The sequence below is a fragment of the Paenibacillus polysaccharolyticus genome (assembly GCF_900102085.1).
In the GTDB taxonomy this organism is placed as follows: domain Bacteria; phylum Bacillota; class Bacilli; order Paenibacillales; family Paenibacillaceae; genus Paenibacillus; species Paenibacillus polysaccharolyticus.
Map to the genome: position 1 here is coordinate 33,806 of NZ_FMVM01000029.1, position 22,091 is coordinate 55,896.

Annotated in this window: 21 protein-coding genes; 15 read left to right on the plus strand and 6 right to left on the minus strand. The window is 45.8% G+C overall.

Features of this window, described 5'->3' with window-relative positions; genetic code table 11:
- Positions 1 to 23 precede the first annotated feature (23 nt).
- Positions 24 to 1,130, plus strand: a complete 1,107-nt coding sequence (locus BLQ13_RS27335; RefSeq protein WP_090924834.1) for a Gfo/Idh/MocA family protein — start codon at positions 24 to 26, stop codon at positions 1,128 to 1,130.
- A gap of 158 nt (positions 1,131 to 1,288) precedes the next feature.
- Here the strand turns inward: BLQ13_RS27335 and BLQ13_RS27340 are convergent, their stop codons facing one another.
- The 4 genes from BLQ13_RS27340 to BLQ13_RS27355 form a co-directional block, all read right to left on the minus strand.
- A complete protein-coding gene (locus tag BLQ13_RS27340; RefSeq protein WP_090924835.1) occupies positions 1,289 to 2,107 on the minus strand; it encodes an SPL family radical SAM protein in 819 nt (272 codons plus the stop codon).
- Positions 2,104 to 2,688, minus strand: coding sequence for a bifunctional transcriptional activator/DNA repair enzyme AdaA (locus tag BLQ13_RS29235; protein WP_090924836.1), 585 nt, complete (start codon positions 2,686 to 2,688; stop codon positions 2,104 to 2,106). Before BLQ13_RS29235 ends, BLQ13_RS27340 begins: the two co-directional genes overlap by 4 nt.
- A 144-nt stretch (positions 2,689 to 2,832) precedes the next feature.
- Complete coding sequence (locus BLQ13_RS28980) at positions 2,833 to 3,108, minus strand: DUF3221 domain-containing protein (protein ID WP_276326757.1); 276 nt, start codon at positions 3,106 to 3,108, stop codon at positions 2,833 to 2,835.
- Positions 3,109 to 3,247: 139 nt separating this feature from the next.
- Positions 3,248 to 3,454: a DUF5316 family protein gene (locus BLQ13_RS27355; protein ID WP_090924837.1), complete on the minus strand. Its 207-nt coding sequence runs from the start codon at positions 3,452 to 3,454 to the stop codon at positions 3,248 to 3,250.
- Positions 3,455 to 3,741: 287 nt separating this feature from the next.
- On the opposite strand from BLQ13_RS27355, the gene BLQ13_RS27360 reads away from it, so the two are divergent.
- From BLQ13_RS27360 to BLQ13_RS27370, 3 genes are read left to right on the plus strand one after another with little or no spacing between them, the layout of a single operon-like run.
- A complete protein-coding gene (locus tag BLQ13_RS27360) occupies positions 3,742 to 4,722 on the plus strand; it encodes a Gfo/Idh/MocA family protein (protein WP_090924838.1) in 981 nt (326 codons plus the stop codon).
- A gap of 33 nt (positions 4,723 to 4,755) precedes the next feature.
- Positions 4,756 to 5,562, plus strand: a complete 807-nt coding sequence (locus tag BLQ13_RS27365) for a class I SAM-dependent methyltransferase (protein WP_338060896.1) — start codon at positions 4,756 to 4,758, stop codon at positions 5,560 to 5,562.
- A gap of 26 nt (positions 5,563 to 5,588) precedes the next feature.
- Complete coding sequence (locus BLQ13_RS27370; protein ID WP_090924839.1) at positions 5,589 to 6,482, plus strand: NAD-dependent epimerase/dehydratase family protein; 894 nt, start codon at positions 5,589 to 5,591, stop codon at positions 6,480 to 6,482.
- Positions 6,483 to 6,838: 356 nt separating this feature from the next.
- Here the strand turns inward: BLQ13_RS27370 and BLQ13_RS27375 are convergent, their stop codons facing one another.
- On the minus strand, positions 6,839 to 7,852 hold the full coding sequence (locus tag BLQ13_RS27375) for a LacI family DNA-binding transcriptional regulator (RefSeq protein WP_090924840.1): 1,014 nt from the start codon (positions 7,850 to 7,852) through the stop codon (positions 6,839 to 6,841).
- Positions 7,853 to 8,317: 465 nt separating this feature from the next.
- Between BLQ13_RS27375 and BLQ13_RS27380 the strand changes: the two genes are divergently transcribed.
- The 4 genes from BLQ13_RS27380 to BLQ13_RS27395 all read left to right on the plus strand — a co-directional run bounded on the left by BLQ13_RS27380 (position 8,318) and on the right by BLQ13_RS27395 (position 12,874).
- Positions 8,318 to 10,108: an L-fucose isomerase gene (locus BLQ13_RS27380; RefSeq protein WP_090924841.1), complete on the plus strand. Its 1,791-nt coding sequence runs from the start codon at positions 8,318 to 8,320 to the stop codon at positions 10,106 to 10,108.
- Between the two features lie 25 nt (positions 10,109 to 10,133).
- Entirely contained in the window at positions 10,134 to 11,654 is a 1,521-nt protein-coding gene (locus BLQ13_RS27385; protein WP_090924842.1) for a rhamnulokinase, read from the plus strand.
- Between the two features lie 15 nt (positions 11,655 to 11,669).
- On the plus strand, positions 11,670 to 12,332 hold the full coding sequence (locus tag BLQ13_RS27390) for a class II aldolase/adducin family protein (RefSeq protein ID WP_090924843.1): 663 nt from the start codon (positions 11,670 to 11,672) through the stop codon (positions 12,330 to 12,332).
- Between the two features lie 185 nt (positions 12,333 to 12,517).
- Positions 12,518 to 12,874: a hypothetical protein gene (locus BLQ13_RS27395; protein WP_090924844.1), complete on the plus strand. Its 357-nt coding sequence runs from the start codon at positions 12,518 to 12,520 to the stop codon at positions 12,872 to 12,874.
- A gap of 161 nt (positions 12,875 to 13,035) precedes the next feature.
- On the opposite strand, the gene BLQ13_RS27400 is transcribed toward BLQ13_RS27395, so the two are convergent.
- Entirely contained in the window at positions 13,036 to 13,662 is a 627-nt protein-coding gene (locus BLQ13_RS27400; protein ID WP_090924845.1) for an FMN-dependent NADH-azoreductase, read from the minus strand.
- A gap of 341 nt (positions 13,663 to 14,003) precedes the next feature.
- On the opposite strand from BLQ13_RS27400, the gene BLQ13_RS27405 reads away from it, so the two are divergent.
- From BLQ13_RS27405 to BLQ13_RS27435, 7 genes are all read left to right on the plus strand, one after another.
- Positions 14,004 to 14,942, plus strand: coding sequence for a sugar-binding transcriptional regulator (locus BLQ13_RS27405; RefSeq protein WP_090924853.1), 939 nt, complete (start codon positions 14,004 to 14,006; stop codon positions 14,940 to 14,942).
- A gap of 308 nt (positions 14,943 to 15,250) precedes the next feature.
- Positions 15,251 to 15,898 carry a deoxyribose-phosphate aldolase gene (gene deoC / locus BLQ13_RS27410; RefSeq protein ID WP_090924854.1) on the plus strand — a complete coding sequence of 216 codons (648 nt, stop codon included), beginning with the start codon at positions 15,251 to 15,253 and terminating at the stop codon, positions 15,896 to 15,898.
- A 208-nt stretch (positions 15,899 to 16,106) separates the two neighbouring features.
- On the plus strand, positions 16,107 to 17,297 hold the full coding sequence (locus BLQ13_RS27415) for a NupC/NupG family nucleoside CNT transporter (RefSeq protein ID WP_090924846.1): 1,191 nt from the start codon (positions 16,107 to 16,109) through the stop codon (positions 17,295 to 17,297).
- Positions 17,298 to 17,333: 36 nt separating this feature from the next.
- A complete protein-coding gene (deoB, locus tag BLQ13_RS27420; RefSeq protein WP_090924847.1) occupies positions 17,334 to 18,512 on the plus strand; it encodes a phosphopentomutase in 1,179 nt (392 codons plus the stop codon).
- A 280-nt stretch (positions 18,513 to 18,792) separates the two neighbouring features.
- Positions 18,793 to 19,500 (plus strand): purine-nucleoside phosphorylase, encoded by a 708-nt coding sequence (deoD, locus tag BLQ13_RS27425; RefSeq protein WP_056691414.1) that lies wholly within the window; start codon positions 18,793 to 18,795, stop codon positions 19,498 to 19,500.
- A gap of 413 nt (positions 19,501 to 19,913) precedes the next feature.
- The gene (locus BLQ13_RS27430; RefSeq protein ID WP_090924848.1) at positions 19,914 to 21,215 is read left to right on the plus strand and encodes a pyrimidine-nucleoside phosphorylase; all 1,302 of its coding nucleotides are present in this window, start codon (positions 19,914 to 19,916) and stop codon (positions 21,213 to 21,215) included.
- Positions 21,216 to 21,766: 551 nt separating this feature from the next.
- Positions 21,767 to 22,084: a transposase gene (locus tag BLQ13_RS27435; RefSeq protein ID WP_090924849.1), complete on the plus strand. Its 318-nt coding sequence runs from the start codon at positions 21,767 to 21,769 to the stop codon at positions 22,082 to 22,084.
- Positions 22,085 to 22,091 lie beyond the last annotated feature (7 nt).

The window sequence follows — 22,091 nt, forward strand, 5'->3', positions numbered from 1 at the left end:
TCCACGGCGAAGGGAGCAAGGGCATGAAAACAATGAAAGTAGGTATTATCGGCTGTGGTAAAATCAGCGGCATCTATATGGAGAACTGCCACCGTTTCGAGGTGCTTGAGCTGATTGCGGTTGCCGACCTGGATCGGAATCGGGCAGAGGAGCAGGCTGCTGCATACAACGTTCCTAACGTATACACGGTGGACGAAATGTTTGCGAGTCCCGAGATCGAGCTGATCATCAATCTGACGATTCCTGCCGTGCATGCCGAAGTATGCATACGTGCGCTGGAATCGGGCAAACACGTTTATGTCGAAAAACCGCTCGCGGTTACCCGTGAAGAAGGGCAGGCTGTACTTGAAACAGCGAAACGCAAAGGCCTTCTTATAGGCTGTGCACCTGAAACCTTCTTCGGTTCAGGTATCCAAACAGCACTGCAGCTCGTCGAGGATGGTATCATCGGGAAGCCGGTAGCGGCAACAGCCTTTATGATGAGCCGGGGACATGAGTTCTGGCATCCTGATCCGGAATTCTATTATGCAAGCGGTGGAGGGCCGATGTTTGATATGGGGCCTTATTATCTGACCGCGCTTGTTCAATTGCTGGGGCCGATTAAGTCCATTGCGGGAATGACGGGTAAAGCGATGACAGAGCGAACGATTACGAGTGAGAAAAAGAGAGGCCAGATCATCCCCGTTGACATTCCAACCCATGTCACCGGTCTGCTCCAATTTGAGCAGGGAGCCATCGGTACGCTGATTACAAGCTTTGATGTATTTGGCGGAAGTGCATTGCCTCCGATTGAGATTTACGGAACGCATGGCACGTTGCAAGTCCCTGACCCGAACACTTTTGGCGGCCCAGTCCGTTATCGTTTGATGGGGGAACATGAATGGACAGAGGCTCCGCTTCTTCCAGGATACCAGCAAAATACGCGTGGCATCGGCGTGGCGGATATGGCGTATGCTGTTCAAAGTGGTCGCGCGCACCGTGCCAGCGGCGAGCTGGCTTATCATGTGCTCGAAGCGATGTGGGCGTTCCATGACTCATCGGATGAACAGACCTTTTATAAAATGCAGAGTACGTGTCAGCGTCCAGCGGCACTGCCAGTGAATCTGCCACTATATAAGTTGGATCAGTAAGAAGTGTATAACTTCTTTCACGTGTAAACAGAAATAAACAGCCTCTTTCCAAGAAAATGGGAAAGAGGCCGTTTTGTGTACCAAACATTTTATACACCAGGTGCACACTGCAGAGATTACCGTTGCTTGATCTGACATTTAGCAAAATGTATTTATAATCAAGGCTCAAATCCGGCCTGACTTATATAGATCTCCTGATCTGAAAAATGCGACTGCATTCGCTCCACAACCGTTTGGTAAGCATCCGGCTGATACCAGTGCTGCATTCCGACCTCCTGATAGAGAGCCTCCATCCCAAGTCTACGTGTGCGCTTGCCTTCGCTACCGTCACCCATAAAATAGTCATCAATGCACACGCGCTGAACAAGCGGCCTCAGTGTAGACGCAAACTGTTCACTGCTCGGCAATACAGGTGCAATAGCTGCTTGAGTCGGGACGCCAGCATCCCGTAGTTGTTTAAGTGCATGTAGGCGACCTGCGATAGGTGGTGCAGAGGGAGTAAAATGCTTTCTGATATCGTCTTGATCGGTTTCGACGGTCATGCTCACTCGCACACGTTCACCGAGTTTCTGTAGGATATCAATATCACGAGTAACCAGCGGGCTGCGGGTCTGCAGTAAAATAAAATCTGGCGGTTCGATCAGCATCGTTTCCAGCAATGAACGTGTGATTTGTTCCTGGGCTTCGACGGGTTGATACGGGTCGGTGCTGGACGACATGAATATTGTTATTTTTCCTTTCTTACGGGCTCGCTGCAATTCTTTGGCGAGAATGCCGGAGGCTTCTTTTTTCACATCAACCCAGCTTCCCCAGTCTTCCTTACGAAATAAGTTGACAGGCATCTGTCTAACGTAGCAGTACGAACATCCGAAGGTGCAACCGGTATAAGGATTCAAGGTATGGGTGTAACCATTCAGGAAGCCCGTGCCTTTGTTTAATAATGTCTTGGGCACCTTGTAAGCCAATTGAGCCTTCATGAGCTGTCATGCCTTTCTCTGTAATGTGCAGGAGTACATCCGGTGTGCTTACGAAAAACGGAAATGAAATAAGCCGGATTAGATATCCCTACTTGGCGTGCGATTTCGTTAACGGTTAAATGTGTATGTTCAAGAAGAGCTTGAGCTTCGCTGATACGCTTCGCTTGGATATATTGAACCGGGGTTTGACCTGTAATGCGTTTGAACACCCGGTGCAGATGGTACGGACTCCCATGGCTAGCAACAGCAAGTACATCCAGCGTCAATGGTTCCGTATAGTGTTTCGCTATATACTCCGTAACCCCGTAAATCCACTCTTGATCTGGCACCCGTTCTCCTGTAGGTTTACAGCGTTTGCACGGTCTGAATTTGTGAGCTATCGCTTGTTCGGCATTTTGAAAAATCAGGACATTGTCCGATTTGGGAGCTCTTGATCTGCACGAGGGTCGACAGAAAATACCGGTTGTTTGTACTGCGTAGAAAAACGTCCCATCGTACGTGTGATCATTCTGGATTATTGCTTCCCAGTATTCATGGGGAATCCATGAAGGCAGGGTATCATGTTGCTCTGTGGGTTTCATCAGGTTCACCTCTGCTTTAATTATACCCTGCATGATCGAGAAATGACGAAGTTTCGGATTGAAATCGCAAGATATCAATATAATCGCAAATTATTAAACGAAATTCTTTTTTATTATTCTGAAGACAAAAGTATGGTGAGTTCCTTATTTATTGATCTTATCAATTTTCAGAGCTGTTCTAATAGGCGGGTTGGATTCATTTTGGTTAAGGTCAGTAGTGATTCTCACTTTTTGTCCTATTTCAACGGACTCATAGTGTTCTTTATCGAGGTAATAATATGCAGCTTCTTGATTTTGTGCTAGTTCTATAAATTTCTCAGAATCTCCATTTGCCAAATCTTCCTTGCTTATATTTTGGAGCACAAGAAATTTATACTTATTATTCTCAGCTTCTTTATATACTACAGTACCCTCGTAAATTGGTTAATTTATTTGTTCTTCTTTGTTAGAGCAGCCTGTAAATACAATCATATTAATTAAAATAAATAAAAATGTTTTTATCATGAGGGACCTACTTTAAATGTGATATGAAGTTGTTGGCTTGCATTCCATTTATAATCTAACTTAACAAATAGATCAAACCAGCAACTGCAAACGAACAAACACCTGCTAAAGTGGACCATCTAGCAACTTTCTTCTTTATATAACGGTCTTCCTTAGATTCTGTATGGAAATTACCTCTTTGCTGGTAACCAGTCGTCCATGCTCCAGTGCAAAGTCCAGAAACAAAAATCAGTATAATCCCTAGATAAATAAAAAAATTCATATTTCATATCTCATTCCCAAATACCCTAATTCTTATTAAAACGTTTATTACAGGGAAACGTTGCAAGCGAAGAAGTAAAATGTAAAAATACATGGCATTCAATCTCTCTGCATAATGAGCGATTAGCTCTTTCTTCATTCCTGCTGAAATATACGCTACAATATAATGAGATCATCTATACTAGTTGAACTAAAAATGGTTCCAATTATATAAGCATTGATCATTCTGATCTCCTGAACCAACAACAAATAACAAACATCAGTCATAGACGAAAGAGGTAGATAAACATGGTTCGATTCGGTGTAGTAGGTACCAACTGGATTACGGAAAGGCTGCTGGAGTCTGCAGTTCAAGTGCAAGGCTTTCAGCTAACGGCGGTATATTCGCGAACAGAAGATAAGGCTAACGCATTTGCAGATCGGTATGATGCAGCCTATCGTTTTACGGATTTGGAGGAGATGGCAACTAGTGATGCGCTGGATGCAGTGTATATTGCGACGCCGAATACACTCCATGCACAACAAGCGGAGCTTTTTCTGAAAAATGGCAAGCACGTATTGTGCGAGAAACCTCTGGCGGCGAATGCGGCAGAAGTACACAGTATGATTGAGACAGCTCGCAAACATGAGGTGTTACTGATGGAAGCGATGAAGTCCACTCTCGTTCCGGTTTTTAAAAGTGTAGAGCAGCATTTGCCCAAAATCGGCCCTGTTCGCAAGTACATAGCAGGTTATTCGCAGTATTCTTCGCGTTATGACAAGTACAAGGAAGGTATCGTGTTAAATGCCTTCAAGCCTGAGCTCGCTAATGGGGCATTAATGGATCTGGGTGTATATTGTTTATATCCACTCATTACGTTATTCGGAGCACCAAACCAGGTTCAATCTCAAGCCATGATGCTGGAATCCGGCGTTGACGGGCAAGGCAGTGTGTTGCTGAATTATGATGGAATGGATGCGGTCGTAACGTACTCCAAAATCGCCAATTCACACGTACCTAGCGAAATTATGGGTGAGCGTGGAAGTATCATCATCGACAAGATTGGATCGCCGGAACATGCAGAAATTCGTTATAATGACGGGACGATTGAGGTACTAACGGTGGAACAGCAACATCCCCCGATGTATTATGAAGTGGAGGAGTTCGTGAATCTGGTGCAACAAGGAAAATTAGAATCCAGTATGAACTCGTACGAACGTTCTTATCAAACGATGAAGGTCATGGATCAGATCAGGCAACAGATTGGTCTTGTTTTCCCCAATGATTAAACGAGAGCGTTCATAAGAGAGGAAGCGAACGAGATGAGCCGAGAAGAGCAGAGGATCTTGAACGATCAGCAGAGCAGAGAAGAACGGGAACATTCAGAAGACATCATCAGAGACAGGAAACGCAGCAAACAGATGCATCAGCATGAAGAGAGCGGTCTGGAACTGTCCCAGATTGTTTTTATAGGAAGAACGTTTGAGGAATACATGCTTATGTTTGATCTGACCAGGGAGGAGCTTGCAGGCCAGAACATCCTGGATTGCCCTGGAGGCGCATGTTCCTTCAGTGGTCAGGCTCGGAAGCTTGGGGCTCATGCTGTAGCGTCAGATATCGTTTACCAGTACGGCATGAATGAACTAGGAACGAAGGGGTTTCAGGATATTGAACATACGATGAAACAGATCCATGCTGTTCAAGGAAAGTATATTTGGGATCAATTCGGAACGATTGAAGGGTTGAGGCAAGAACGATTGCGCGCGATTACGGATTGTGTGGAAGATATGAGACAGCATCCTGAATGTTACGTAGCCACGGTATTGCCTGAGCTGCCTTTCAATGATGAACAGTTTGATTTGACCTTATCCGCACATTTCTTATTTACTTATGCAGATCGGTTGAATTTTGATTTTCATGTTCGAACGTTATTAGAGATGTTACGTGTCACAAAGCATGAAGTACGTATTTTTCCCACAGTAGATCTGTCAGGCAAGCGTTATGAATATATGGACGAACTGAAGATGTTTTTGGAAAATAAGGGCTATCTTCTATCTGAAGTTAGAACGTCATATGAATTTCAGCGTAATGCTCATACGATGCTTCGGATAAGAAAGCCTTCACTTTAGACAGATTAAGATGGGAGGGAAACGAGATGAAAAAGGTTCTTATTCTTGGAGGTACACGTTTCTTCGGTAAACGACTTGTGGATCATCTGATCTGGGAAGGGAAGTCCGAGATCACGATTGCGACTCGTGGACAGACGGAGGTCGATTTTGGAGCGGAAGTGAAGCGAATTCGGATGGATCGGGAAAACCCTCAGTCTGTAGCAGAGGTTGCACAGTCGGATGAGTGGGATATCGTCTACGATAATATCTGTTACTCTCCGAATGAAGCCAAGGCTGCATGTGAAGCATTTTCCGGACGTACTAAAAGATATGTGTTAACCTCTACACTTTCGGTGTATGGGGAACCAAGAGAAGGATTTGTGGAAACGGACTTTGATCCATATACGTATCCACTGCAGTATGGTAACAAGGAGGACTTTGCTTACGGTGAAGGTAAACGACTTGCCGAAGCTGTCTTTTTCCAAACGGCGTCCTTCCCGGTAGCGGCCATGCGTATCCCTATTGTACTTGGTATGGATGATTATACGAGACGGCTTCATTTTCATATCAAACATGTACAACAAGGAAAACCGATAGGCATGCCGAATCCCGCTGCCGAGATTGGGTTTATTAATTCAACGGAAGCGGCAAGGTTCCTTGCCTGGCTTGGTAATGTGTCGTTAACTGGACCTGTGAATGCCGCGTCCAAGGGGGCGATTACACTCGCATCGATGATGCAGTTAATCGAAACGGTGACGGGAATGCAGGCTCAGATTCTGAAGCAAACCGTGGACGAAGATATGTCGCCTTTCGGAGTGCAGCAGTCATGGACGATGGACACAGCTAAAGCAGAGCAAGCAGGGTATACATTTGAAACGCTTATGGATTGGTTTCCGGGTCTTGTGCGTGAGATTGCTCTTGCGCTACAGTCAGAACGATAATCACGCCAAGAGATGCACTTATCCGTTATAAGAGAGCTAATAGACATACACTTGTATCGAATAAATGCTTAAATTGATCATATTAAAAAAACAGGATGACCAGAGATGCGATCTCGGGTGCTTCCTGTTTTTTTTGTCTTTTTTCTCATACAAATATCACTTATATAAATTAAACTTTTCTTTTACACATTAACGAAGAGGGCAGAAAAAACCTGGAAAAGCGAAGCGTTCGCCTTTATCACCGGATTTTCCCCTTTGGGAAAGGGAATCCCAAAAATCTGGGGATAACAGCGATTGAAAGGTTATTCTGTCATCGGAGTGGACTGTGTAAAATCTCAAGTTCGATTTGTATAACATTAATTAGTAGGCGGAACAGAAGCGGATGTACGTATCCGGAGCTCGGAAGGTAAGATCATCGTTTCAGCGGCAGATGACAGTTTTCCTTCAATCCGGTCAATCAGCATCTGCATCCCTTGGTATCCGAATTCATAAGCAGGTTGTGCAATGACGGTCAGAAAAGGATCAAAGGCGGAAGCCAGATCAAGGTCATCAAAACAAACGACAGAGATATCCTCGGGTACTTTAAGTCCTCGTTTGCGGAGCAGACGGATCACTCCAATCGCCAGCATATTATTGGCTGCAAAAATAGCTGTAGGCTGCTGTGACCTGGAGAGCAAACGCTCCAATCCTTCATCATCACTAAAATCACGATAGCTTGTACGGAGTATAAGGGAAGGATCAGGTGTAATCCCTGCTTCCTGCAGTCCTTCGATATAACCATCCTCACGCAGTCTGGCAGTCGAAACTTCGGAAGACCCGTTGACCAGTGCAATGTGCTCGTGTCCAAGTTGAATAAGGTAACGTATGAGCTCTATTGCGCCTTCACGGCTGTCTCCGGCAATCACATCTGAAGTGATGCCGGGCACGGTTCGATCCAGAAATACAAATGGAATGTTTCGAGCTTGCAACTGTTGCAGATGGGGGAGAGAGCGATCTCCCGCAGGTGCAAAGAGCACGCCATCTACCCGTGTCGACAGGATCGCCTCCACATACTCTTTTTCTTTTCGATAATCCTCGTCACTGTTACCAAATAAAACACGATAACCCCGAAGATGCGCAGCATCCTCGGCTCCACGGGCGAGCGTTGTATAGAAAGGATTGGTAATGTCCGTAATTAGCAAAGACAGCATATGAGTTCGCTGCAACACCAGACTTCGTGCATTGGAGTTAGGAATGTAGCCCAGTTCATCGATGACCTGCTGCACACGCTCACGTGTAGCCGTGCTGATGCGACCTGTGCGATTAATGACTTTGGAGACAGTCATCGCAGAGACATTTGCTTTTTTGGCAATATCATAGATTGTAATCAAATGGAATCGAACCTTTCCACAGCATAGTGCTTTCATTTTAAAGGATAATGGTAATTGACAGCAACATAGGAGCGTGGTAAGTTAGGGTTACCGATAACCCTGAAAGACATTCTACGATCTTAACTCGTTTTTAAATTGCTGGATTAAGCACTATTTTAATCTGATTTAAGAAGTACAGTTAAGAAAAATCGTTCTATAGGTTATTTCTGAAAATGATCTTTATAAATTCATTTTTTGAGTCAACACAGCAACCGTTCTCGTTATTTTTCATGATAATTAATGAGAGTGGTTTATTTTTTTAGAGTTATGTAAACGCATTCAGAAAATCAATGCGTGTGGTTATCGGCAAATGTCCACCAGGTAGTGTGATCTGATTTCTTTTTCTTTTGTCGCTCATCGTTCAGTCAGAATATTCTCAATTCCACATGCATTTAATGAAATGCACTAAAAGGAGGACGTTCTCGCATGACTCATCAGGATTATCGTTATCAACAGCCTTTTCCCAAGATTGGTATTCGTCCCACAATAGATGGCAGACGCAAGGGTGTGCGTGAGTCGTTGGAAGAGCAAACGATGCGTATGGCAACGTCTGTAGCTGAGCTGATCTCATCCGAGCTTCGTTATGCCGACGGTTCTCCAGTCGAATGCGTGGTCGCGGAGACCTGTATCGGCGGTGTAGCCGAAGCAGCGGCCGCAGCGACATTGTTCAGCCGTTCGAATGTGGGTGTAACGATTACGGTAACGCCATGCTGGTGTTATGGTACGGAAACGATGGATATGTCACCATCTACTCCAACGGCAATTTGGGGTTTTAACGGCACAGAGCGGCCGGGAGCAGTATATTTGGCTGCCGTGCTATCTGCACATGCACAGAAGGGGATTCCTGCGTTCGGCATCTATGGTGAAGATGTGCAGGACGGCGGTGATACGACCATTCCAGATGATGTGCGTGACAAGCTGCTCCGGTTCAGCCGTGCTGGACTTGCGGCGGCCACAATGAAGGGGCAGGCGTATTTGTCCATTGGCTCGGTGTCGATGGGGATTGCAGGTTCCATCGTGAATGATTCTTTTTTCCAGGAATATCTGGGCATGCGAAACGAATATGTGGATATGAGCGAATTGACGCGGCGGATCGAAGAAGAAATCTATGATCCTGAGGAATACGAGCGGGCACTTGCCTGGGTGAAGGATAATTGCAATGAAGGACCGGATAACAATCCGGAGCATCTTCAGTCCGATCGAAAACGCAAAGACGACGAGTGGGAAACGGTTGTTAAAATGACGCAGATCGTACGTGATCTAATGGCAGGCAATCCAAAGCTGGCTTCACTTGGATATGAAGAGGAAGCTATGGGCCACCATGCCATTGTTTCGGGGTTTCAAGGCCAGAGGCAATGGACGGATCATGCCCCTAATGGAGATTTCCTGGAATCTATACTGAACTCCACGTTCGATTGGAATGGTAAACGTGCACCCTATCTTGTGGCAACGGAGAATGACAGTTTAAACGGTGTATCCATGTTGTTTGGCTCACTACTGACACAAACGGCTCAGATTTTTGCGGATGTGCGCACGTATTGGAGCCCTGATTCAGTGAAACGGGTGACTGGATATCAACTGGAGGGGCACGCTGCAGCGGGCATTTTACATTTGATCAACTCCGGTTCTGCTGCCCTCGATGGAACGGGGGAACAATCGAAAGATGGCAAGCCTGTTCTCAAACCTTTTTGGGATATCACGGATGAAGAGGTGCAGCATTGCCTGAAAGCGACCTCATGGAGACCGGCTTCCGTTGAGTATTTCCGTGGTGGAGGATACTCGGCTGACTTTTTGACCAAAGGCGGTATGCCTGTGACTATGACTCGTCTGAATCTTGTTAAGGGATTAGGACCCGTGCTACAGATTGCTCAAGGTTACACGGTGGATCTGCCGGAGCAAGTTCATGACACGCTGGATCAGCGTACCGATCCCACATGGCCTTCGACCTGGTTTGCCCCAATTCTGACGGGTTCCGGAGCATTCACTTCGGTCTATGAGGTGATGAATCAGTGGGGGGCCAACCACGGTTCCATCTCGTACGGACATATCGGTGCAGATTTGATTACGTTAGCATCGATCTTACGCATCCCCGTAAATATGCACAATGTACCTGAGGCAGAAATTTTCCGTCCGCGTGCATGGGGATTGTTTGGCACAAGTGAGCCGGAGGGAGCAGATTATCGCGCTTGTCATGTATTTGGACCGTTGTATCGTTGAGACGCTGAATTAAGGAGGCTTTCTTATGAGCTATCAGGCTGCATATGTGCTTGCTGCTGATTTCGGTGCTGGCAGCGGTCGAGTCGTACGGGGCGCTCTAGATGGACGCAGACTGACGCTACATGAGGTGCATCGGTTTCCTAATGAGCCGGTTCAGCTTCGGGATGAATTGTACTGGGATTTCCTGCGTTTATTTTATGAGCTGAAACAAGGGATACGCAAAGGCGCTGAAGGTATGCCGGGACGGATAAAATCCATTGCTGTGGATACCTGGGGCGTGGATTACGGACTGATTGATGGTGCGGGAAGATTGCGCTGCAATCCCCGTCATTATCGTGATGCACGTCATGCGAAATCGATGAACGATGTGCTTCAGATGCTCAATGAACAAGAGCTATATGCGATGTCAGGTGTGCTACCTCAGCAGATTAATACGATATTTCAGTTATACGGTGAACTTCAGGACAGTGGGATTAATTCTAAAGATAGTACAATGAATCCCGATGCTGATACACGTCTATTATTCCTGCCGGACTTGTTTAACTATTATCTGTCTGGCGAGCAAGCATGCGAGTATACGATAGCAAGCACCAGTGGTTTGTTGCATAGCGGGGAAGTGAAATGGAATGAACCATTAATGAGCCGCCTCGGCTTACCTGTATCGTTATTTCCACGATTGGTTCACTCAGGGACTGTACTAGGCCATTTATCAGACGATCTGGTTAGAGAGCTACACACCGGTCCCATGAAAGTTGTTTCCGTGGGATCACATGATACGGCTTCAGCACTGGCGGCGATCCCTGCGACTGAATCGAACTATGCATTTATTAGCTGTGGAACTTGGTCCCTTATGGGGGTGGAACGTGATTCACCTGTGTTAAGTGTGCAGGCTCTGGAGCTTGGATTTACGAATGAAGGAACTGTGAATGGTAAGGTGAGAACGCTGAAAAATCGTTCAGGTCTGTGGTTGCTTCAGGAGTGTAAACGCCAGTGGGAACGGGAAAATCGATTCTACTCTCATGAAGAGTTAGTTCAGCTTGCGGTATCAGCAGGTGCACATCAATCGGTGGTATCTCCGGGAGATGATGTTTTTATGAGCCCAGGTGATATGCCTAAACGAATCAGGCAATATTGCGAGCGCACTTTCCAACCGGTTCCCGAATCCGTAGGAGCCATCGTTCGCTGTATATTGGAAAGTCTGGCACTGGAGTTCAGGCAGACGCTGGATGAGCTTGAACAGATTACAGGGGTACGACCTCCTGTGATTCATATGGTTGGTGGCGGTGTCCACAATCGCCTGCTATGCCAGTTTACGGCGAACGCTACGGGTGTTCCGGTAATTGCTGGACCCGTTGAGGCATCTTCTGCGGGCAATTGCCTGCTCCAATATGTGGCTCTTGGTGAAGTAGGTGGTTTGTCCGAGATCCGTGACATTGTATCGGCCTCCTTCGATACGGAGATGTATACACCTCAAGATTCAGAGTGCTGGCAGGAAGCATATGGAAAGTACCAGCAATTCAACCAACGGAAACAACACCAGCAATAAAGGAGTGAGAGAAACATGTCTGAACAGCAGATTAGAGAAGAACTAACCAAATATGCCCGTAAGGCAGTAACTCAAGGACTTGTTGTCGGGCCGGGAGGTAACATTAGTGCACGCTCAGGCAATACGATGCTTTTATCTCCAAGCGGGTTCGCGCTAGAGGAACTGGAGCCGGATGAATGGATCGCCATTGATATGGAGACAGGAGAGACACAAGCAGGAGCCAGCCGTCCTTCGTCTGAAGTCCTCATGCATCTGTTCAGCTACCGTGCTAACCCGGATATTCAGGCTATTGTGCATACGCACCCGGCTTATACGATAGCCCTAAGTCTTGTTTTTGACCATCTTCCGCACCTGTTTCCGGATCAGTCCGCATTGGTTGGAGATATCGGATTTGTGCCTTACGTACTGCCAACGACCAAACTTCTCGCCGATGCCGTTGCTGCTAAGGTGACCGAACATTCTGCGCTTATTCTCGTCAATCACGGTCTGGTTACGACAGGTAAAAATCTGCGCGAAGCCTATTACCGTACACAAGTGGTAGAGGAAAGTGCCAAGGTGTATATGATTGCCAAGGCCGCAGGCGAACCTAAAATTTTGACTGACGCAGAATATAAAGAGATTCAATCCCTTGAGAGTGAAGCTTATCGAGTTCAGCTACTGCAGCAACTTAAATCTTGATCTGGTTTGATATTAAAACAAGATAGTTTCTGCAGTCGTAAGGGAAGAACTTCAAAGATATGAGATTCGTCAAAATATGACATGAAGATAAGCAAATGATTCCCTTTTTCTCGACAACTATTGCATTACCTGAAATACCGAGTATAATACTGGGTAAATAGAACGAAAAGGGGATGCAATAAACGATGAAAACATATGCTGAATTGAACTCTCTTCTTGTTGACGATTATCTGGATCTCCTGAACATTGCAAAACAACTTGGTGATGAGGAATGGAAAGACGCTATCCTGCAAGCATTGAAGGAAGAAGTCGATGCGAACCATCACGTGGATTCTACCGAAGTACGGCAGGATCTCTGGAACCAGTTTGAAGACATCAACGAACAGATGCATGAATTGTTGCTACAATTAAAACAAGCCGAACATCCGGAAGAGAAAGAACAGATTATCGAGTTAATCTGGGGATTGAAAATAGACCGCCATGCGATTACTCGCAAGCTTGAAACGATGAGCCGTGCCAGTGCCGGGGCGCACAAGGGCTGAGCATTAATATAAGTTATACAACACTGTTATACAGTGCAGATTTACATGAAAAACCCGCATCAACCCTAGAATTATGTTCTAGGGCTGTGATGCGGGTTTTATTTATCATGGCCGGATGATCGTTGGTACTGGTTACGGCTGTTTGGCTCGTTCTATCTTACTTAGAACTGCTTGGCAAAACGCTGCGCTTCTTCAATCCCTTTCTGTTTGATCTCCTCGGCACGATCCTTGAACTGGTTATGACCTTCAACAAAGATGCCATCCAGCTTCGGTACACCTAGAAATGACATGATGATGCCCAAATAACGATGTCCCGACTCCATCTGAGCCGCTGGTCCTTCGGAGTAGACACCGCCACGGGCTTGAATGTGTAATGCTTTTTTATCCGTCAGAAGTCCTACCGGACCTTGCTCTGTATAACGAAACGTTTTGCCTGCTACACAGATGGAATCAATATATGCTTTAAGTACTGGCGGGAAGGAGAAGTTCCACAATGGTGAAACGAATACATATTTGTCTGCATTCGCGAACTGGTCAGATAGTTCATTCAGCCGTTGTACCTTGGACTGTTCTTCAGAGCTCAGGTCGCCTCCAGTTTGCAGCTTGCCCCATCCACTGAATACGTCCGCATCGATATGTGGGATATTGGAACGGTACAGATCGAGATGAATGATTTCGTCTGAGGCATGGCTTTCTTTGTACGCATCAATAAACGATTTGCCGGCAGCCATACTGAATGACGTTTGATGATCATGCGGATGGGCAGTAATATACAATAAAGTAGACATAACTTGGTATCCTCACTTTCCAATGTGGGTTGATTTATGGGTCCATATACTCAAGAAACAGCTCCAGTGACTGGAGTAGTATGGGGGGCGATGTTACTTTTTATTCGTCCGTTTGAGTAAAAGACCGGGTAAGTTGGTCACTGAGACAGCGAAGGTGGTATGTAATCTGACTTTTGGCAAAATATAGTGATGGAAACTTTAATATATGTATAATATATAAGGACAAGTATTGTAGCGAAGCGAGCGTTATCAACGCAAAGTCGTTCAGCTGTATACGAAAAGTTAAACGTTTTCTATATTTTCCAACGATAATAAGATGAGTGAGATGAATGCACATGGGAATGGACTTGGAGAAACAGCGATTAAGCATTGAAGCGGCAAAATTGTATTATCAGTCCGATTACAGTCAGCAGGATATTGCCTCAAGACTGGGCGTATCACGCCCTACCGTGTCGAGGCTTCTTCAATATGCCAAAGACCGAGGGTACGTGCGCATTGAAATCATGGACCCGCTGGAAGATATTGATATTATCGGCGGGGAACTGAAAGCCAAATACAATCTGGAGACCGCTCTGGTATGTTTCGCACCGTTGAAGAGTGATGAGGAAATTCAGAAGCATATAAGCAAGAGAGCTGCGGACTATTTGCAGGACACCGTGCAGGATGCGGACATTATCGGTGTGACATGGGGAACAACAATGCATGCGGTCGCACGTCAACTCAGACCCAAGCAGGTGAAAGGCGTAGAAGTGGTACAGCTTAAAGGGGGCGTAAGTCACTCCCATATAAACACCTATGCCGCGGATATTGTTCATCTGTTTGCTGAAGCGTTTCATACGGTTCCCAGGTATCTGCCGCTTCCGGTGATCTTCGATAATATTGAAGTGAAAAAAATGGTCGAGGCAGACCGTCACATTGGACGCATTGTTGAGCTGGGAAGACAGGCGAACATCGCCATATTTACGGTAGGAACCGTGAAAGAGGATGCACTTCTGTTCAAGCTGGGATATTTTAACGAACAAGAACAGGAGCTTCTGATGAAGTCTGGTGCAGGTGATATTTGTTCACGTTTTTTTGATGCGGAAGGGCACTTGATCAGTGAGGAGATTAACAGCAGAACGGTCGGGATTGATTTGGCTGAATTAAGAAACAAGGAGAAATCCATTCTCGTGGCTGGGGGCGGGCGCAAAATTGAAGCGATTCATGCGGCTCTGAAAGGCCAGTATGCCAACATTTTGGTTACGGATCAATACACAGCGCAGGCATTGCTTCGGTTATAGGAAAGCGAATAGATGGGTTACCCATATGGCTGCTATTCTTGTCACCTGCACAACTTCATATTAAGTTCAACAGTGACAACATCTGCCATAACATCCGGGCGGATGTTTTACTATGTAAGGCGGAAAATAAACACGGAACAAGTAATATTTCCTCATGGCGTAACAGAAAGTTCATTTTTCGATCCACAAAAGATGAATGAACGAATGTTCAAGTTGATTTTTACATATGTTCATGATAGTGTAAGGATATAAGTTCACCAGTTCAGATAAGGGAGAGATTTCAATTGACTACACCACAATTAGCCAAAATGATCGACCACACGCTGCTTCGTGCAGACGCAACTCGTAACGAGCTTACCAAGCTGACGGAAGAAGCGAAGCAGTACCAATTTGCATCGGTATGTGTGAATCCGGGCTGGGTATCTTACGCTGCAGAGCAACTTCAAGGCACTGGCGTAGATATCTGTACAGTTATTGGTTTCCCTCTGGGGGCGTCAACTTCGGAAACAAAGGCATTTGAAACGAAAGATGCTATTGCTAAAGGGGCAACAGAAGTTGATATGGTTATCAATATTAGCGCACTGAAAGACGGCAAAGATGATGTTGTAGAGCAGGACATTCGTGCTGTTGTCGAAGCTGCAGCAGGTACATTGGTGAAAGTAATTATTGAAACTTGTCTGTTGACAGATGATGAAAAAGTACGTGCGTGTCAAGCGGCTGTCAGAGGCGGAGCAGATTTTGTGAAAACATCAACTGGTTTCTCCACAGGTGGGGCAACTCCGGAAGATATCGCCCTGATGCGTCGTACCGTTGGTCCGGACGTAGGGGTTAAAGCATCCGGCGGCGTGCGCAGTCTGGAAGATATGCAGAAAATGATTGAAGCAGGGGCAACTCGAATCGGAGCAAGCTCTGGCGTGAAAATCATGCAAGGCGGCCAGTCCACTTCTTCTTACTAAAATGAGTTATTCTCCTGAACTCTGCCTGAGATACATGACAGGGTTCAGGGCCATTTTCACTTGAACATGAAACGTAATATATCCTGTTGTTTGTAAGCGCTTTATAAAATTTCTGAAATCATATGTTATGAAATGACACAAAATAAGATTCAGTAACCCTTTGAGCAGTTTATACAACGGGATTAACGACCTTCAAAGGAGAGATCACATGAAATACCTTATTGCCATCCTTGGCTTACTCGTTGTTTTTGGACTGGCTTATATCGCCAGTAACGGAAAGAAACAGATTCGATACCGACCGCTTGCGGTAATGATTGTTTTACAGATTATATTGGCTTACGCTTTGCTGAATACGGAAGTGGGAACATGGCTGATTGGCGGATTTTCCACCGTATTTAAGAACTTGCTTGATTATGCAGCCGAAGGGATCACCTTTGTTTTCGGCGGTTTGATCAACATTGGAGCAGAAGGCGGGAGCGGTCCGTTTTTCCTGACTGTGCTAATGCCGATTGTGGTCATCTCTGCCTTAATTGGTATCCTGCAGTATATCCGAATCTTACCTTTTGTTATAAAATATATTGGTCTGGTATTAAGCAAAGTCAACGGAATGGGCAAACTGGAATCATATAACGCGGTTGCTTCTGCCATTTTGGGGCAATCTGAAGTGTTCATCTCGGTGAAAAAACAAATCGGGCTACTGCCGAAACATCGGCTGTACACCCTCTGTGCATCAGCAATGTCCACGGTATCGATGTCCATTGTCGGCGCCTATATGACGATGATTGAACCGAAATATGTAGTGACAGCGCTTGTGCTTAACCTTTTCGGCGGTTTTATCATTGCTTCCATCGTCAATCCGTATCGGGTTACGGCGGAAGAAGATATATTGGAAGTGCGGGAAGAAGAGAAACAATCGTTCTTCGAAATGCTGGGAGAATACATTCTGGACGGATTCAAAGTAGCAATTGTCGTAGCGGCGATGCTAATCGGTTTTGTCGCCCTGATTGCCTTGATTAACGGAATATTTAGCGCTGTAATCGGTATTTCGTTCCAGGAACTGCTTGGGTATGTGTTTGCACCTTTTGCCTTTGTTATGGGTGTCCCTTGGAAAGAAGCGATTCAGGCAGGCAGTATTATGGCTACCAAAATGGTGTCCAACGAATTTGTTGCGATGCTGAGTTTGAGCGAGCAAACGGCATTGTCTGCCAGAACAACAGGAATCGTATCCGTCTTCCTCGTATCCTTCGCCAACTTCTCCTCCATCGGTATTATTGCCGGTGCGGTGAAGGGACTTCATGAGAAACAGGGCAACGTGGTGGCCCGCTTCGGTCTGAAGCTGCTTTACGGTGCATCGCTGGTCAGCGTGCTGTCTGCGATCATCACTGGACTGTTTTTGTAATTCGGATTATTGGAAGCTGGAAGGAGTGCTTAACTTATGTCAACATTCAAAAGAGTACATCTGATCGTTATGGATTCTGTAGGAATCGGCGAAGCGCCGGATGCAGCAGAATTCGATGACTTTAACGTCGATACGTTGGGTCACATTGCACGTGAACGTGGTGGTCTGAATATGCCGCATATGGCAAGTCTTGGACTTTCCAACATTGAACCAATCCAAGGTATCCCTGTCGCGGATAAACCTAAAGCGTATTACACCAAAATGCAGGAAGCTTCCCGAGGCAAAGACACGATGACAGGTCACTGGGAGATCATGGGGTTATACATTGATACACCTTTCCGTGTGTTCGAGAATGGCTTCCCGGATGAGTTAATTCAGCGCATTGAAGAGAAAACGGGCCGTAAGGTCATTGGTAACAAACCAGCCAGCGGCACGGAGATTTTGGATGAACTGGGTGCGGAACATGTGGAAACAGGCGCGCTGATCGTATACACCTCAGCTGACTCTGTCCTGCAAATTGCAGCGCATGAAGACGTTGTACCTTTGAAAGAACTGTATGAGATCTGTGAGTTCTGTCGTGAAATCACGCTTGAAGATCCGTACATGCTCGGTCGTATTATTGCCCGTCCATTCGTTGGTGAAGCGGGGAATTGGAAACGTACGGCGAACCGTCATGACTACGCGCTCAAACCATTTGGACGCACGGTGATGAATGAATTGAAAGATGGCGGTCTGGATGTGATTGCTTTGGGTAAAATCTCTGACATTTATGACGGTGAAGGCGTAACGAAAGCTGTTCGTACTGTGTCCAATATGGATGGGATGGACAAGTTGTCTGAGACGCTGGACGAAGAGTTCACTGGACTCAGCTTCCTGAACCTGGTTGATTTTGATGCATTATACGGTCACCGCCGTGATCCACAAGGTTATGCGCAAGCCCTTGAAGATTATGATGCACGTTTACCTGAGATTTTTGCGAAAATGACAAACGATGATCTGCTGTTGATTACAGCCGACCATGGTAACGATCCAACCTACCGCGGCACAGATCATACGCGTGAATATGTACCACTGCTGGCTTACTCCCCGCGTTTCAGCGAGGGTAAAAAGCTTGAACTGCGTAGCACGTTTGCCGATCTTGGTGCAACCGTGGCAGATAACTTTGGTGTGAAATTACCGGAGTATGGAAAAAGCTTCTTGAATGAGTTGAAGTAAACCACTTTTAGGTGCGAATTTGTTAATTGCATTTTGAATAGTATCTTGGGCAGAGAGGGCATCTAGATGATTGGGTTGATCCTGAACGTGCCTGCTCTGCCGAGATACGAAGCGCTGTGCCATGATGCTAAACTCTGGGTAATTTCTGAGACATCGGAGCGGCATAAGATGCGATAATATACTTTACATTAACAAAACTTGACATCAAAAAGAATCGACATTAAGAACTCGAGATCATCTAAATCGTACTACAGATCATCTATATCGGAGGAGATTACACATGAGTACACATATCGGAGCAAAACCAGGAGATATCGCAGAAACGATCCTTTTGCCAGGAGATCCGCTACGCGCCAAATACATTGCTGACACGTATCTGGAAGACGTTGTTTGTTACAACGAAGTTCGTGGCATGCTCGGTTTCACAGGTACATATCAAGGTCACCGGATTTCGGTGCAAGGTTCAGGTATGGGGATTCCATCCTTCGCAATCTATGCGAACGAGCTTATTAGCGAATATGGCGTAAAAAACTTGATTCGTGTAGGTACTTGCGGAGGAATGCAGGAACATGTACGTGTACGTGATGTGATCCTTGCTCAAGCAGCTTGTACCGATTCCAGCATGAACAAACATGTTTTCGGTGGATACGACTTCTCACCAATTGCAACGTTCTCGTTGTTGAAAGAAGCCTATGACCGTGCCACTGCAAAAGGCATGAAAATCCACGTAGGTAACGTATTTAGCTCCGATTCCTTCTATCGCGATGACCGTTCCGTGACAGAGAAATTGATGAAACACGGCGTGCTTGGTGTGGAGATGGAAACAACAGCCCTTTACACGATTGCCGCGAAATTTGGCGTGAACGCTTTGACAATCCTGACCGTAAGTGATCACTTGCTGACAGGCGAAGAAACATCAGCTGAAGAGCGTCAAAAAACATTTAACGACATGATGGTTGTGGCGTTGGATACAGCAATTACACTGTAAACATATCGAAACTGGTGTTGAAGCATGGAGTGGAGGAACTGGAATCGATTCTGGAGAAGCGAAGCGCTCGCCTTTGTTTTCACATTTTAACCTCAGTAAAGGTGATTCAAAAAAAGGTGAAGACAACAGCGATCGAAAGAACGATCCATAGCCGGAACGGCTCCTGCTCAACGGTATACATTAAAAACAATCCCTAATGATTGTATCGAAACTGGTGTTGAAGCATGGAGTGGAGGAACCGGAATCGATTCTGGAGAAGCAAAGCGTGCGCCTTTGTTTTCACATTTTAACCTTAGTAAAGGTGATTCAAGAAAAATGTGAAGACAACAGCGATCGAAAGAACGATCCGGGTCCGGAACGGCCCCGCTCAACACGTGTCCTAGACAATCCATTTTACAAAAGGAGAGATCATCATGAGAATGGTAGACATTATTGCTAAAAAACGTGACGGAAAAGAACTGACCACAGAAGAGATCGATTTCGTCGTTCAAGGATATACGCAAGGAGAAATCCCGGATTATCAGGTCAGCGCATGGGCGATGGCTGTATTTTTCAAGGATATGACGGATAAGGAACGTGCCGATCTGACGATGTCGATGGTAAACTCCGGCGAAACGATCGATCTTTCGGCTATTGAAGGTGTTAAAGTTGACAAGCACTCCACCGGAGGCGTGGGAGACACGACGACACTGGTACTTGCGCCACTCGTTGCTGCACTGGATGTACCTGTTGCGAAGATGTCTGGTCGTGGCCTGGGACACACGGGCGGTACTACGGACAAGCTGGAATCCGTTGCTGGGTTCCACGTTGAGTTGGAAAAAGAAGAGTTTATTCGTCTCGTAAACGAACATAAAGTAGCGGTTATCGGTCAAAGTGGCAACCTGACACCTGCGGACAAAAAGCTGTATGCACTTCGTGACGTAACGGCAACGGTAAACTCGATCCCATTGATCGCCAGCTCCATCATGAGCAAAAAAATCGCAGCAGGTGCAGATGCGATCGTACTGGACGTAAAAACAGGCGCAGGTGCGTTTATGAAAACAACAGAAGATGCTAAAGAGTTGGCACACGCCATGGTTAGCATTGGTAACAATGTAGGACGTAAAACAATGGCGGTTATCTCCGATATGTCCCAGCCACTGGGTCTTGCCATCGGGAACGCTCTGGAAGTGAAAGAAGCGATTCTTACACTGCAAGGTAAAGGTCCGAAAGATCTGGAAGAACTGTGCCTGGCACTAGGACGTCAGATGGTATATCTTGCAGGTAAAGCAGATTCACTGGAGCAGGCGGAAGAGAAACTCAAAGAAGTGATCCAGAACGGTAAAGCACTGGAGAAATTTAAACATTTCTTGGCCAATCAAGGCGGCGATGCTTCTGTGGTCGATCACCCAGAGCGCTTGCCACAAGCACAATATCTAATTGAAGTTCCAGCAGATCGTGACGGGTATGTAGCTGGAATCGTTGCAGATGAGATCGGAACGGCTGCGATGTTACTTGGTGCAGGTCGTGCAACGAAAGAGTCTGAGATCGATCTGGCGGTTGGTTTGATGCTGAACAAAAAAGTTGGTGATTCAGTGAAAGCCGGTGAATCTCTGGTAACCATTCATGCGAATCGTGAAGATGTCGATGCGGTGATTGCGAAAATCAAGGAAAACATTACCATTGCAGATCATGCCGATGCACCTGTATTGGTTCATGATATCGTAACGGAGTAAAAGGAAAAATAAGGTAGAATGACGGAATAGATAAGCAAGGTAACGATGCACTCATGACTTACCTGCTGATTGCAGTCCGCTAGACTGCCACAAAACTGCCGCAAGATCCCTTACTGGCACACAGTTGTAGATACACACTTGTAAACATACAGGTGAACATAATATAAGAAAGAAGACGGAGCAGATATAATCTGCCCGTCTTTTTTTGTTCGGAGACGACGTGCACGTAAACTCGAAACACGGCTGAGCACATAATACGACAATCCTCAGTCCGATGTTCTGGTTCTCTATGAACCTTGAAAATGTTGCTTAACCGCTCTTCGTTAGTTTAAATTGTCATTATCATCATGATTATCAGCTCGGCTACTAACTTGTGTGCAAATGGAGCGTCTAAAACGATCCAATGAGATTAATTTTCTAATGATCACAAGGAACGCTATTTGAGCTATTTCCCGCGTTTAAATATTCTAACGATCACAGTGGAGCTAGAATAAAAAGTGGACACCTGTTAACGGACGGAAGGATAATAAGGCTAACGGAGGTGTGTCCACATGGGAGAACAACGGCAACGATACAATGAAGAATTCAAGAAACAAACGGTAAAATTTATTCAAGAACAGACCAAGACACTCGGAGACTTGGCAGAAGAACTCAACATTCCAAAAAGTACACTACACCAGTGGATGGGCAAGTATCGCGAACTTAAACATGAGCCTGTAGCTAGCGTAGATCGAGTGAAAGAACTGGAAGCAGAGCTTAAAGAAATGCGCCGGTTACTTCAAGAGAAAGAGCATACGCTTGCGGACACGCAAGAGGAACTGGCTATTGTAAAAAAAGCAGTGCACATCTTCAGCAAACCAAAGCGCTAAGGTTTCA